Source organism: Micromonospora sp. WMMD1082 (assembly GCF_029626175.1).
In the GTDB taxonomy this organism is placed as follows: Bacteria; Actinomycetota; Actinomycetes; order Mycobacteriales; family Micromonosporaceae; genus Micromonospora.
In genome coordinates, this window is record NZ_JARUBM010000002.1 from 3,825,411 (window position 1) to 3,839,710 (window position 14,300).

Sequence of the window (14,300 nt, forward strand, 5' to 3'; positions counted from 1 at the left end):
GGCCGGCATGCGTGGCCCGGCGTCAGGGCGCGTCTCCGGAGTGTGCTGTTGCCGCTGACAGGCGCACCGTTCGGCCGAGCCTGGTCGTCATCTGCTGCGTCCGAAGGCGTCGGTGCGGCCCCAGCGGCCGGGGATGTCGAGAAGTTTGATGTTGTGTATCCGTGACGGTAGGGCGGCGTCGAAGAGTAGGTTGTCGCCGTCGGGGTTCAGGCTGAGCATGGTGCGCAGCAGGAGGGGGATCGCTCCAGCCGAAACTGAATGGGGACTGCAGGCATTGGGATAGATGTTGGGGCGTTCGGTGAGATGGCGGTCGTGGCCAGCGAAGGCCTCCGGGAGACGGCTGCGGAAGTAGGGGGCGGCGTCAAGGATGGCTTGGGTGACGCGGCCTGCGTGGTCGGCGAGACCGTAGCGGCGTAGACCCCAGGCGATGAAGGCATTGTCGAAGGGCCAGATGGTGCCTGTGTGGTAGCCGATGGGATTGTATCGAGCGGCGTCGGTGGCAAGGGTACGGATCCCCCAGCCGGAGAAGAGCTTTGGGCCGAGCAGGTGCTCGGCGAGTTGGGGAGCTCGTTCGGGTGGGACGATACCGCACCAGAGGAGGTGTCCCATGTTGGAGGCGAGGGCGTCCACCTGGTTGCCGTCGGGGTCGAGGGCAAGGGCGTAGTACTGCTTGTCATCGATCCAGAAGTCACGGTTGAAGCGTTGTTTGAGCTGGGCGGCTTCCCGCTCGAGGCGGTCGGCGAGGTCGGGATCGCTCCAGACTTGTCGGGCCAGGCGAGCAACGCGGATCTTGGCGTCGTAGACGTAGCCTTGGATCTCGCAGGTGGCGCGGGGCAGGTCTGGCAGCCTGCCATCCTGGAAGCAGATAGCGTCCCAGGACGTCTTCCAGCCCTGGTTGGCCAAGCCGGCGGGGCTGCGTCGCTGGTACCAGACGTAGCCGTTGCCGAGCGCGTCGGCGTAGGTGTCGATCCAGTCCAGACAGCGCCGCGCTGTCCACTCGAACTGGCGCACGAGAGTCTGATCACCGGTCCAGCGCTCGTACTCGTCGAGCAACACCAGCCACAGCGGCGTGACGTCGGCGGCACCGAAGTAGAGTATCTGTGGTAGCTCCTCAAACGCGGCTGCTTCGCCGTACCGGGTTTCGCTCCCCAGCTTGCCGGGTTCTTCTTCCTGGAAGTCGTCCAGCACATTTCCCTGCCCCACCGCTGAGCCGATCAGCGCGGTGGCGGCCAGTTCCGGTTTGAACGGCAGCACCTGCAGACCGCTCAGAAGGAAGTCGCGTTGGATGACGGTCATGTACCGGGGGAGCCCGGCACATGGCAGGTATAGTTCTGGACTGATCACCGGCCGGTACCGGAGGGCGGCGAGGTCGACCAGGCTGCGCTTGTAGGCTGTCGTCAGCGGCTCGTAGTCGCACTCCAAATGCGGGGCCTGGTTCAACCAGTCGTCCAGCTCCTGCACAATCTCCTGTCGACTCCGCGACGGGGTGATCGATTCGTCCATTCTGCGCTGCCCGCTCAACATGCCGAAGGTGGTCAAACTCGGCGTAGCCACATGGAGGCGTGTGGACCACTCCTGCTGTGGCTCGACACGGATCTCAAAGGTCATCCCGTGCTCGTCGACGTGTGCTGGCTGACTGGATGTGATCAGGCTTTCCCGGCGGAAGCTCTCACGTCGGTAGCCCAACAACAGCCGCTCGCCCTCGACCCGCGCGTAGTGGTTGCCCTGCCGCGTGACGTCCCGCCCGAGTTGGGTCACGTCAGCGAAGTCAGCACCGACCTCTAGACGGAGCCGAAGATCAATCGATGTTGGGCAATGGTTGATTACGGTCAAGTGCTCGGTTAGGCTAGCTCCCACCGTTTGTTGCCGGATCACCGACACCTTGGCATCGACATAGTGCGTCGGCTCGCCCGGAACCAGGAAGTAGCGGGTCTCAAAATTGAGGCGGTCGTCTATGGACAGCGCCTGCAGCGGCTCGCCGTTGATACTCAGGTTCCAGGTCGACAGGAAACGCGTGTCGTGGGCGAAGAATCCTGTCAGGGCGGTCGGAGACTGATCGATGTCGCCGCTGTTGTCGGTAACCATGAAAACGTTGCCGTCGAAGATGCTGATGCTCCGCCGGGGCAGGCTGGTCGCTTCGTCGGCCCTCGGGCCTGGCTCCGGCGGCCCGGGCGCCGGAGAACGGGGAAGATCGCGGGGATCGCGCGCCTCTGGGCTCCCCGGATACAGAAACGAGATAGCGACAAATCCCGGGTCGCGTGTCTGAAGAAGTATCTCGTTCCGCAACCACGCCGGCGGAGATTTTGTCTCCCCTCTGACCATGCAGTCAAACAGCGTCTTATCCACCTCTAGAATTGCGTCAGCCTCACGCACTTCCCGGGTGACAGTCAGGTTGCCATGCTCGATCTCGAGAAGCCAGTGGTCGACCCGACCGTCCTGTGTTATGTCGAACCGTATGCTTCCGCTGAGATGGCTCAACACGGGAACGTATCGCTGCTGGGCAAGCCCCTCGAAAAACTCAGCCGTGGCATCCGACATCAACACACTCCGCACCGGTCGCGCCTATACCACCACGCCGCGCAGTCCGGCCGGTCGCGGGCCGTTCTCGCGCCGAACATCCTCCCGGATGCGCTCGTTTGACCATAACCGTGTCGTGGCGAGAGACGTCGAGTCGCGACCCATCGTCACACGTACGGGTAGTTCACGCGCATCGAGTCATGCCGCTCACCCGGCCCCAGCCATTCTCTGCCGTGTGGGAGAGCAGACGATCGCCTTCTTCAGAACTCTCGGCAGCAGCCACGAGCCGCTCCTGGAGGGGGTGAGCGGCACCGTGCGTTTCGATCTTGATGGTGGCCGGCAGTCAGAGAGCTGGTTCCTCGACATCCGACGTGGGGATGTCGAGGTGTCTCGCGGCGCGGGAAGGGCGGACTGTGTGATCCGTGCCGACCAGGATCTGTTTGACCGCATAGTGGCCGGCAGTGCCAACGCGTACAGCGCCTGGTTGAAAAACGATCTTGTTGTTGAAGGAGAGTTGCAGCTACTGGCATCTATCGCGAAGGTCTTTCCGGGGCCCTCCGACGCGCGTGACCCGAGACCGTCCGGTCGCTCAGGCGGGGAGGTTCCATGAGGGAAGAAACGGTTAGCATCTTGGACAGCAACACCTTCGCCGTCAGTTCAATGAATGGAGACATGGAAGCGTCGGACACTTTCCCAACGGGGATGTTCGCGTTTGATACCCGTTTCCTGTCGAAATGGCGTCTTACCGCCGAGCGTCAGCCACTCGAGCCGCTATCTGTGGATACCCTGCAGCACTCAAGGGCCAGATTCTTTCTGGTTCCCGCTAGATTCTCCAGCTGCATCGAGGCGAAAATATCGATTATCAGGGATCGACTTATTGGTCACAGCATGGCGGAGGAGCTAACAGTTCTTAACCATGGCAGCGAGCCCGTCGAACTCACCATGCACCTCGAAGTAGATAGTGACTTTGCAGACATCTTCGAAATCAAGAACATCCAGCCACGGAAGTCAGGACGGTGTTTCGTCGAGGTTGGCCGAGGTCGGCTCAAGATCGGTTATGAGCGAGAGGCATTCCTCCGCGAGACGCTAATCACGACGTCAACGGCAGCGGAGGTAGGCGAAAGCGGATTCAAGTTCATCGTGCGGATCGATCCTTACGGCACATGGACTACCAGACTCCATGTCGAGCCGCTGGGAAAGAACGAGCAAAACATTCGGGGAAGCCTGCAAGGAAAATGCGGCCATTCTGGGCCAGACGCACAGGAAGACCATCAACGATGGGTCTCATCCATGCCACGCCTGGAGACCGAAGACGAGGCCTTGAAGGTTACATACCACCGTTGCCTGGACGACTTGGCGGCCTTGCGCTACACGCCGATCATCTCGGCGGGGCAACGGGCGATGCCGGCGGCGGGTCTACCCTGGTTCATGACGGTCTTCGGCCGCGACGCGATCCTCACCAGCCTCCAGGTTCTTCCCTTCACCCCCGAGTTCGCCTGGACCACGTTGCAACAACTCGGGGTTCTTCAAGGGAGCAGACTTGACGACTTCCGTGACGAAGAGCCCGGCAAGATACCCCACGAGTTCCGATTCGGAGAATCTGCCGCATTCGCCGATCAGCCTCACACGCCCTACTACGGTACTGTCGACGCTACTCCGTTGTACGTAGTCCTGCTCGACGAGTACGAGCGATGGAGTGGTGACGCCGCGATGGTGCGTCAGTGTGAAGGCTTCGCGCGAGCCGCCCTTGAATGGATTGACGAGTACGGCGACCTGCGCGGCAACGGCTACCTGTGGTACCAGTGCCGCAGCAAGCCCAACGGGCTGGAAAATCAGTGCTGGAAAGATTCCCCAGACTCCATATCGTACCGAGACGGCAGGCTGCCGGGACTGCCGCGCGCCACGTGCGAGGTGCAAGGATACGCGTACGATGCGAAGCGGCGAGGGGCGCGCCTAGCGCGTGAGTTCTGGAACGATCCCGACCTCGCTGACCGCCTCGAACGGGAATCTGCCGAACTTAAGGAGCGCTTCAACAGTGACTTCTGGGTCGATGACGGCGGCTACTTCGCCCTCGCACTGGATCCGGACGGCAACCAGGTCGATGCGCTTTCTTCCAACATCGGCCACCTGCTTTGGAGCGGTATCGTCGATGAGTCGAAGGCGGCTTCCATAGTCGAGCATCTACTTGGCCCACGGCTTTTCTCGGGTTGGGGCGTACGAACGCTCGCTGAGGGACAGGGACGCTACAATCCCGTTGGCTATCACGTCGGAACTGTCTGGCCATTCGACAATTCCTTCATCGCCTGGGGGTTGCGGCGTTACGGATTCAAAGCGGAGGCGGCGCGGATAGCGGAGGCTATCCTGGACGCTGCTGAGTTCTTCCAGGGTCGCCTACCGGAAGCATTCGGCGGTTACCCGAGAAAGCTGACCCACTACCCGGTCGAGTACCCGACGGCGTGTAGCCCTCAGGCATGGTCCACCGGGGCTCCGCTGCTCCTGCTCCGCACCATGCTCGGCATCGAGCCTCGCGGCGACCACCTGCTCGTGGATCCCGCCGTGCCGCAGAAGCTCGGACGCATCGAGTTGCTCGACATTCCCGGCCGCTGGGGCACCGCCGACGCCTTCGGACGGGGGCACTACTGAGAGATTGTCAGGTGGGCACCACCTGGATGGTAGTGCGCGGCCCCCGCGTCGATCATCGACGGTCCGTACGACCCGCCGATGATCGACGCGAGGGCTGTGCTCACTCGCGTCCGGTGCAACGCCAAACGAGCGGCTGATGCCTCGCTCAGCAGTACCTGATCGACTCGAAGTTGTCGTTGAAGGGGCCGTGGTCGGCCACTCGGCTGTAGGACGTATTCGGGGGAACGCGCAACGTGTGGCCGCCCGAGAAGTTCTTGCCCGTGTTCAGGCAGAACGACTGACCAGAGCGGTTCCTGACGGAGCTGATCCGGTCGTTGGCGTCACGGAGGTCACCGAGTCCGGCGCCGAGGATCCCGTAGCACCACGAGTGTCCCGTGAAGTCCACGTGTTCCCATGCCCGGAGACTGCACGCCTGCTGATTGGCTGACGCGGGTGCCGGCAGGCCGGCCACGCCAAACCCGGCGACGACCAGAGCCGCGGCCAGCGCTCCAGCCCTGAATGGACGTTTCATGATCATACTCCTACAAATCTGCTGACCTTCTGCGGCCAGACACGGCAAGCGTCAAGCCGCCGGGTCAACGATGGATCGACGCACCGATGACGGGCTTGCGACCGAGAACGTGGACACCGGGCCCTAGCGGGATACGTTGGGGTCGATGACCAGCCTCGTGCCGGATTCGGCGAGTGCCCTGTCGAGTGGCTGGAAGGCCATCGTGGCGGCGAGTGGGTTGCTTTGGTCTCCGCCGCCTGAGCTGACCACGCCGATGGCGGTTACCTGGTTTCGTCCGCGTGGGTCGAGGATGAAGACAGGGCCGCCGCTGTCGCCGGGTTGGACGAGGAGGGATACTCGGGTGAACCCTCTGAGCCGGACGGCGCGGCCGCCGCCGGTGTCGGCGTTGACGTCGGAGTCATTCGCGATGACGCGGCCGCAGGTGACCTGCGTCGTGCGGCCGTTCTTGCAGACGATAGTTCCGGTCAGGAACGCGGTTTTGGGGGCCGTGGCCGCGATGGACAGGCTGGTGACCAGTTCGCGATCGTCTCCCTCGCCTGCGGGCTTGGCTTGTCGGACCGACACCGCGGGCGACAACCGTCGCGCAGCATCGTCATCCACAGAGATGAGAGCCCAGTCAGAGCCGATCGGGGTGTCGAAGCTGAACCGCCCAAGCCGGCCGATCTCCCCCTCCGCGTGTCGCCACGGGACGACTGGGCTGTCGGCTACGCAGTGGCCCGCCGTCATCACGTAGTTTCTGACGACGGGGGATCGTGCGTCCCGGACCCACCAGCCAACCGAACACAGCATGTTGTCGGAGGCCATCTGGTCGCCGCTGGCGATGGAGAGGACGGTGTCGCGGGCATCTTGGTAGCGGATGTCGATGGCGTCGCCGAAGGTGCGGTGTAGCGCGGTGGCTACCGGTGTGGGTAGGTCTGCCTTTTGGGTGGTGAGGACGACGACGTTCTTGGTGACGTCGATGGACGTGCCGACCCAGGTGACGGCGTGTTGTTTCAGGAGGCGCTCTACCTGCGTTCGCACGTTACGCAGGTCCTGTGCTGATCGGGTGACCAGTCGTGGTTCGGCGTTGCGGGCCCGGATCTCGGCGGCCCGGCGTTCGTTGGTGACGGCCACCACCAGGTTGCCGGTGTCCCGGTCGAGCCAGGTGCCGGCGCTCCAGTCGTCTTTCAGGGACGGGGCGATCGTCGTGTGCAGTTCGGTCATCTCGGCCTGCCGGGCCAGCCGCTCACGGGCCTGTTCCTCGGTGCCGTCAATGGACTTCGCCACTGCTGCCAAGATCTGCTCGGGCAACCCGCCGGCCGTCGGGGTGGGGGCAGTCGAGGAGCCGCCACCCGGCGACTCCTGGCTGGTCGTCGCGGCGCAGCCAGCGGTCGTGATGGCCAGGGCGAGCAGCCCGGCCACACTCGCCACGGCGTACCTCGCCGGACGGAACATCCTGGGTTCGGGCATCTTTCCTCGATCGTGCTGTAGGAACGGGACAACTCCCACACGTCCCCACCCACCAGCAGGTTCACGGCACACCGAACCGCGCGGAGGCAGGGCGCGGGCGGGGGCACGCCGCCCCTGCCAGCGAGCCCGGACCGCCGATCAACAACCACCCCCACAACCTTTCAACCGAACGCCGTCGACGCCGGATTGACAGCCCACCGACTCCGATGGCATCCGATGGCAGTCGTGTTGAAGACCACCAGGATGCCAATGTCTCCGCGCCGCGTGATCCGCATCGTTGTCCGGGCGGCGGTGCTGTTGGCGATAGCGGCCGGGGTGCTCGGGGCGTCGGTGTACGCGAGCACGATGACCGGGCCAGACTTGCCCTGCCTGGCTCCGGGCCTCTGCCCGTGATACCGAATGTGGCGCGGCGGGCGTTCCCGTGGTACGTGGAAATGCCGTGAACCGGAATAGCCGATCACACGTGTGGGGGGCAGGCGCGTCCACGTCGTGACGCGCCATCCCACACGGAAGGGCTGGATGGTGAATCGATCCAGAGCGATGCGACGAGCAGTGGTCGGCGCCGTACTGTCGTTGACCGCGGTTGGCGCGTCCGTCGTCGCCGCGCCGACGACGGCGAGTGCCGCATCACCGGGCCAGGTCAAGTTGTGCAACTACACCGGCAACGACAGTGTCGGGGTCCACGGCAGGTTCCAACGTCCGGGCAACAGCAACGCTGTCAGCACGAGGGTGATCGGCAACGGGCAGTGCTGGAGCGCGTGGGACATCTCGGCGGACACCCACGTGAGCTTCTACACCGGGAATCAGCTTATCGCCCAGCAGTACTACCGTCCGGGCGTGGGCCTCTGCTGGCTTGCCGCCACCACGGGGGGCCGGATCGCCGCGTTCAGCTGTTGAGCAGCCGGCTCGGAATCATTCCGGAGTAACGTCGCCGTCGTAGTTCATGGCGGACATCGGGTTGGAAAGCCGCTTGGGGACACTCCAAGCGGCTTTTCCGGATTCTGGCGCGCGCCACCGCTGGCGCTACACCAGCCGCGCAGCCCTCGGGAGAGCGCCCTGGTCGCGGCGGCGGGAGGCATCCCGCCGCCGCGACGGGCGGTGCCGGGCACGGGCCGGTCAGGCCGGGCGGATGTTGTGGTTCAGCCGGAACAGGTTTTCCGGATCATGGCGGCGCTTGATCGACGCCAGCCGGTCGTACAGCCCCGCGGAGTAGGCGTCCCGGACCTGATCCGGCGTCGTCTCCTCGGTGGTCATGAAGTTGACGAACATCGCGCCGGTGCTCCAGGGACGGAGCCGTTCGATCAGATCGGTCTGGGCCTGCTTGATCGCCGCGGCATCCGTCGGGGCTCCGATGCTGGCGGTGAAGAGGGTGAACGCCGCGTCCCGGGTGGCGATCGCGTTCGGCACCTCCGGTTGCCGGGCGAGCGCGCCGCCGAGGTGCCGCAACTCGACCATGGTCAGGGGGTACGGCGCCTTCGGGCCGGCCAGAGCGACGATCTCGCGGATGGCATCGCTGGTCAGCTCGCTCAGCGACGCGGTGCGCTCATAGGCCGGCAGTGGATCGGTCGGGTCGGCGTGGATGGTGGCGAACTGCTCGTAGGGGATCTCTGTGACCGTGTCCAGCATCGGACCGGGGGCCGACCGCAGCGGAGCGACGAGCTTGGCGCCCTCGGCGGCGTTGCCGGCGTACGAGATACGCACCTGGGCGACGAGCTGCCCCCGCAGCGGCTCCGGCACGGCCGGCACGTCGGGCAGCCGTAGTAGGGCCACCGACGACGACATGGCGTCCGGCACGGTGGCGGTCCAGGAACGGTATGCCTCCAGCACGGCCGTGGCGGCCTCTCCGGGGTAGACCAGCACACCGGCGTAGAGGGTGCGTACCGGGAAGAGCCGGAACTCCATCCCGGTGACGATGCCGAAGTTGCTCTTGCCGCCACGGATCGCGAAGAACAGGTCCGGTTCCGACCCGGCATTGACGGTGCGCAGTTCGCCGTCGGCCGTCACCACCTCCAGGCTGGTGACGTGGTCGGCGGCGTACCCGTGCGCGCGGCCGAGCGTCGGGCTCAGGCCACCGCCAACCGTGTATCCGACCACTCCGACGATCGGGGTGGAGCCGTTGAGCGGAGCGAGCCCGACCTTCGTGGACTTGGCGACGACGTCCTGCCACAGCGCGCCGGCCTCCACGCGCGCGGTCGAGGTCGACTTGTCGATCGTGACGCCGCGCAGCGTTCTGGTGGTGACCAGCAGCGTGTTGTCGTCGATGGGCACCGAGTTCTGGTGGCCGGTCGCCAGGACCGCGACCGCCAGCCCGTTCGTGGCCGCGTACTGTACGGCGGCCTGCACGTCGGCGGGGCCGGCCGCCGCGACCACCAGTCGGGGACGGCGTTCGAGCGTGAGGTTGTAGCCCTTGACCTCGTCGGCGTAGCCGGCTTCGTCCGGGGCCAGGACCTTGCCCCTGACCCGCTCTCGCAGGGTCCCGATGGGCATGGGGGTCGGCTTGGGGGTCACGGTCGGACCGGGCGTCCCGCAGCCGGCCATCAGCGACGCGGCACCGATGGCGGTGCCGAGGCTCAGACCGAGGAAGCGTCGTCGGCCGAGGTTCGGGATGGGGTTCTTGTCTTGCATCGGGTTCCGTTCGGTTCGCTGGGTGCCGCACCGGTGCGGAGAGGCTGCTGCGAGCACCGGAGGCATGGCTGGTCGAACGAGTCAAGCTCCGGCGGATTGACGGGCTGTCAACACCCGTTCGACAGCGGCAGCCGCGCGGCGCGATCGCCTGGCAATCCGCTGGCCGGTCGGTGACAGCGCTCGTGCCCTGCTCAGCAGCTTGCATCGCATCCGGGCGGATGCCCGGTATGCGCGCTGTCGACCTTGCTCGCCGAGCAGATGTTGATCTTTTGTTGTCCGGCGGCTCCTAGGTTCGGGCCTGTCCCGCCGTAGCTACGGCGAAACAGGCCCGCCAGCATCGGCGGGCACCGTGCAGAACGGAGCAGGATGAGAACCGCTACCCGCAGAATGGCCACCGGCGCCGTGCTGGCGCTGCTGGCCACGATCTTCGTCGGTGGCACCGCGCACGCAGCCGAGGCCGACACCGCCCCGGCCGGACCCGAGCAGTTCACGACAAGGGTGATCACCACCGGGCTGGACAACCCGTTCGAGGTCGTCGAAGGTCCCGACCGCATGCTCTGGGTGACCGAGCGCGGCGCCGGACGGGTGGTCCGGGTCGACCCCAAGACCGGCGGACGGACCATCGCGCTGACCGTGCCCGACGTCCTCGTCACCGCCGGTGCGCAGGACGGGCTGCTCGGGATGGCGTTGCACCCGGAACTGTTGTCGGGCGGACGTGGCCAGTACGTCTACCTCGCCTACACGTACGACGCCGATGCCAGCGCCGAGCTGGACCGTCGGGTCAAGCTGGTCCGGTACACCGATAACCGTCCGTCCCAGACGCTGAGTAGCCCGGTCACGCTGATCAGCGGTCTGCCCGGCAGCTACGACCACAACTCGGGACGGCTCGTCTTCGGGCCCGACGCCAAGCTCTACTACAGCATCGGTGACAGCGGAAACAACCAGTTCGCCAACTACTGCAAACCGATCCTGGCCCAGCGGACCCCGACCGAGCAGGAGGTCCGTGGCAAGAACTGGATCGCCTACCAGGGCAAGATCCTGCGACTGAACCTGGACGGTTCGGTGCCGAACGACAACCCGGTAATCGACCGGGTTCGCAGCCACGTCTACTCGTACGGCCACCGCAACCCTCAGGGGCTCACCTTCGGCGCCCGTTCGACGCTCTACTCCAACGAGCACGGGCCGAAGTCGGACGACGAGATCAACCTGATCCGGGCGGGCGGCAACTACGGGTGGCCCCACGTCTCGGGCTACCGTGACGACAAGTCCTACGAGTACGAGAACTGGTCCGCCGCCCGGAACTGCGCGTCCCTCGGGTGGGACCCGTACGCGCCGGCTCCCGCCTCGGTGCCGAAGCAGCGCGAGACGAGCTTCACGGCTCCGAACCTCGTCGAGCCGTTGCAGACCTTCTACACGGTCGACAACGGCCACAACTGGCAGGATCCGAAGTGCGCCGCGGCGTACTACATCTGCTGGCCCGGCATCGCGCCGTCCAGCCTGAAGTACCTCGAACGCTCGCGGGTGCGCGGCTGGAACAACTCGCTGCTGATGACGACCCTGAAGGACGGCACCATCTACCGGGTGCCGCTGACCGACGACGGGCGACGCACGGGTGCGGCGATGCCGCTCTGGAGCAGCGTGAACCGCTACCGCGATGTGGCGTTCAACTCCACCGGTACCGTCTTCTACGCCGTCACCGACAGCAGCGGGCAGGTGCGGGACACCCAGGGGGCACCCACCAGCCAGCTGGCCAACCCCGGTGCGCTGCTGGAATACAGCTACCGCGGCTGACCGTCACGGCAGGGGCGGGGGTGGCACCGGCCACGCCCCGCCCCTGCCGTTCGAGAGGCTGCCGCGACCCTCCGTACCCGGGCCCGTCAGCGGCTTCTGAGGTGCATCGGTGGCTCCCGAGCCTGGGCCGGCTTTGAGCCTTTTCCACCTCTCCGTGCGGTCGGACGGACGGCGCGGGCGGACGCGCCGCGTGGTTCAGGTTGAGCAGCGTTCATTGGTGCTCCGGCCGAAAGCATCGCGCCGCCCCCACCGGCCGGGGATGTCGAGCAGTTCGATCCGGCCGAGTTCGGCCGGCAGCGACGGGTCGACGATCAGGTCTCCGCCCCGTGGTTCGAGGCCGAGCAGCACCCGCAGCAGCAGCATCGGGGTGCCCGAGGACCAGGCCTGCGGACTACAGGCCGTCGGGTACGGGACGGGCTGTTGCGTGACCTGCCGATCGAATCCGGCGAACGCCTCCGGGAGCCGGCCGTCGAAGAACGGGGCGGCGTCGATGAGGCCCTGGGAGACGAGCGCGGCCTCCGCGGCGAAGCCGTACCGCCGTAGGCCCCAGGCGATGACCGAGTTGTCGAACGGCCAGACGGTGCCGACGTGGTAGCCAACCGGGTTGTACCGGCGCTCCCGGGTTCCCAACGTCCGCACCCCCCACCCGGAGAAGAGTTCCGGGCCGACGAGGTGGTCGACGACCGCCCGCGCCCGGTCCTCGTCGACGATGCCGCTCCAGAGCAGGTGACCGATGTTGGAGGAAAGCGTGTCGACCGGTCCGCCGTCCCGGTCGAGGGCCAGCGCGTAATAGCCCCGCTCGGAAAGCCAGAAATCGCGGTTGAATTGCGCCTTCAGGACGGCGGCCTCGCGTTCGAGCCGGTCGGCGTAGTCCGGGTCGCCCCAGAACTCGCGCACCAGTCGGGCGCCGCGCAGCTTGGCGTCGTAGGCGTACCCCTGGATCTCGCAGGTCGCCCTCGGGAAGCCCGGCAGGCGGCCGTCGCGGTACGAGATGGAGTCCTCGGAGTCCTTCCAGCACTGGTTCTCCAGCCCGTTTCGGGTGTTGCGGCGCTGGTACCAGATGTAGCCGTCGCCCATGATGTTGCCGTAGGTGTCGATCCACTCCAACGCCAGGCGCGCCTCGAACTCGAGCCGGCGCACCAGTTCCGAGTCGCCGGTCCAGCGTTCGTACTCGTCGAGCAGGATCACGTACAGGGGGGTCGCGTCGGCGGATCCGTAATACGCGGTGTGCGGCTGTTCCTCGAAGCCCGCCGACTCTCCGTACCGGATTTCGTGGATGATCTTGCCAGGTTCCTCGTCCCGGAAGTCGTCCAGCCGGCCGCCCTGGCTCCAGGCCAGGATCTGTAGGGTGGTCGCGGACATTTCGGGCAGGAACGGCACTGTCTGTAGACAGGTGAGGATGCTGTCCCGGCCGAATGTCGTCATGAACCAGGGAAGGCCGGCGGCGGGTATCCGACGTCCGCCGCCCACCACGGGGGCGTACTGCAACGCGGCGAGGTCGACCAGGCCGCGCTGGTAGGCGTGATGTAGCGGCCCCGAGTCGCAGACCAGCCGAGGAGCCTGGCGCACCCAGCGGTCAAGTGCGCTGGTCATGTCGGCGCGGGCGTTGCGCACATAGTCCTGGAGGCTCACCTCGAGCCCCAACTGGGGTGACGGATGGACCACGGTGGTCACCAGGATCTGGGCTTCCCAGGAACCGCCCGGGTCGATCCGGATCTGGTAGGTGAGCCCGTGCGGATCGACGGCCGCCGGCTGGGAGGAGGTGATGACCGTCTCCCGGGAGAAATTTTCGCGCCGGTAGTTGAACCGCAGTTCATTCTTGTCCGTGAGGATCTCGGTTTCGCCGCACGTCTCGCGGTTGCTGTCCTTGATCGAGAAGATGTCGGCGAAGTCCGCCGCCACGTCCAGCCGGATCACCAGGTCGATCGGCGCGGTCTCGTGGTTGAAGACGGTCAGCCGCTCGGCGAAGCTGCCGATGATCTCGCGGTGCCGGATCAGCGACACCTTCGCGTCCAGGTAGTGGGTGGGCTTTCCGGGCACCAGGAAAAAGCGCGACTCGAAATACTGTGGCTGCTCCGTGGAGAGCGCGTGCACGCGCTCTCCGTTGATCGTGAGCACCCAGCCGGAGATGAAGCGGGTGTCCATCTCGAACGCGCCGGTGGGCATCTGGTCGGACGGCTCGATGTCGCCGGCGAGGTCGCAGACCACGAAGGAGTTGCCGTTGAGAATGCTGATCAGGGCCGGTTCATCCATCTCCGTCGGTCACCTCCCGGGCCGGCGCCGACTGTCGGGGATCGTGCGCGTCGGGCGGGGTGGGCATCAGCTTCCGCACGACGGCGAACAGCCAGGGAACGCCCGCGACGTTCACGTCGTTGCGGAACGCGGCCGCGAGGATCGAGGTCTCGCCCCTGATGACGCGTTCGAAGGTCTCTCCCGTGACGCGGACGACCAGGTCCGCCTCGCGGTAGTCGCGCCAGACGCGTACCGATCCGGCGCGAACGCGCATGAACCAGTGTTCGGTCGCCGCCCCGTCCCGGTACTCGAGATCGAAACGGAAGGTGTTGTCGATGCGGGGCGACACCCGCGGCGGGTGCGCCTGAAGCTCGGCGAAGAACGTCTCGATGCCACCGTCGCCCATGAGGTGATGTTGCTCGCCGCCAGGTTGAGTCGGCACCACCCGCATCGGGTGAAATCCCGACGGGCAGGCGGTGGCCGCCGGAGTTCCTGCCGCACGGTGGCGCCGGTGGTGAACCCAGCGGCCGGC

The 14,300-nt window shown here is 66.0% G+C and carries 10 protein-coding genes; 4 read left to right on the top strand and 6 right to left on the bottom strand.

All coding sequences use genetic code 11. The features are described 5' to 3' along the window. Positions 1–87 precede the first annotated feature (87 nt). Positions 88–2,127: a glycogen debranching N-terminal domain-containing protein gene (locus tag O7615_RS17725; protein ID WP_278182131.1), complete on the bottom strand. Its 2,040-nt coding sequence runs from the start codon at positions 2,125–2,127 to the stop codon at positions 88–90. A gap of 625 nt (positions 2,128–2,752) precedes the next feature. Here O7615_RS17725 and O7615_RS17730 point away from each other — a divergent pair. Beyond that, positions 2,753–3,127, top strand: coding sequence for an SCP2 sterol-binding domain-containing protein (locus tag O7615_RS17730; protein WP_278178790.1), 375 nt, complete (start codon positions 2,753–2,755; stop codon positions 3,125–3,127). Next, on the top strand, positions 3,124–5,160 hold the full coding sequence (locus O7615_RS17735; RefSeq protein WP_278178791.1) for a glycogen debranching N-terminal domain-containing protein: 2,037 nt from the start codon (positions 3,124–3,126) through the stop codon (positions 5,158–5,160). Before O7615_RS17730 ends, O7615_RS17735 begins: the two co-directional genes overlap by 4 nt. A 145-nt stretch (positions 5,161–5,305) precedes the next feature. Here the strand turns inward: O7615_RS17735 and O7615_RS17740 are convergent, their stop codons facing one another. Both O7615_RS17740 and O7615_RS17745 read right to left on the bottom strand, forming a co-directional pair. After that, positions 5,306–5,671, bottom strand: a complete 366-nt coding sequence (locus O7615_RS17740) for a peptidase inhibitor family I36 protein (RefSeq protein ID WP_278178792.1) — start codon at positions 5,669–5,671, stop codon at positions 5,306–5,308. A gap of 123 nt (positions 5,672–5,794) precedes the next feature. Next, entirely contained in the window at positions 5,795–7,072 is a 1,278-nt protein-coding gene (locus O7615_RS17745) for a S1 family peptidase (RefSeq protein ID WP_278178793.1), read from the bottom strand. Positions 7,073–7,660: 588 nt separating this feature from the next. Between O7615_RS17745 and O7615_RS17750 the strand changes: the two genes are divergently transcribed. Next, positions 7,661–8,017, top strand: coding sequence for a hypothetical protein (locus tag O7615_RS17750; RefSeq protein ID WP_278178794.1), 357 nt, complete (start codon positions 7,661–7,663; stop codon positions 8,015–8,017). Between the two features lie 219 nt (positions 8,018–8,236). Here the strand turns inward: O7615_RS17750 and O7615_RS17755 are convergent, their stop codons facing one another. Beyond that, complete coding sequence (locus O7615_RS17755) at positions 8,237–9,745, bottom strand: FAD-binding protein (protein ID WP_278178795.1); 1,509 nt, start codon at positions 9,743–9,745, stop codon at positions 8,237–8,239. Positions 9,746–10,111: 366 nt separating this feature from the next. On the opposite strand from O7615_RS17755, the gene O7615_RS17760 reads away from it, so the two are divergent. Beyond that, positions 10,112–11,536, top strand: a complete 1,425-nt coding sequence (locus tag O7615_RS17760) for a glucose/sorbosone family PQQ-dependent dehydrogenase (RefSeq protein ID WP_278178796.1) — start codon at positions 10,112–10,114, stop codon at positions 11,534–11,536. A 195-nt stretch (positions 11,537–11,731) separates the two neighbouring features. Here O7615_RS17760 and O7615_RS17765 read toward each other — a convergent pair whose 3' ends face one another. Both O7615_RS17765 and O7615_RS17770 read right to left on the bottom strand, forming a co-directional pair. After that, a complete protein-coding gene (locus O7615_RS17765; protein ID WP_278178797.1) occupies positions 11,732–13,789 on the bottom strand; it encodes a glycogen debranching N-terminal domain-containing protein in 2,058 nt (685 codons plus the stop codon). After that, the gene (locus O7615_RS17770) at positions 13,782–14,174 is read right to left on the bottom strand and encodes an SCP2 sterol-binding domain-containing protein (protein WP_278178798.1); all 393 of its coding nucleotides are present in this window, start codon (positions 14,172–14,174) and stop codon (positions 13,782–13,784) included. Before O7615_RS17770 ends, O7615_RS17765 begins: the two co-directional genes overlap by 8 nt. Positions 14,175–14,300 lie beyond the last annotated feature (126 nt).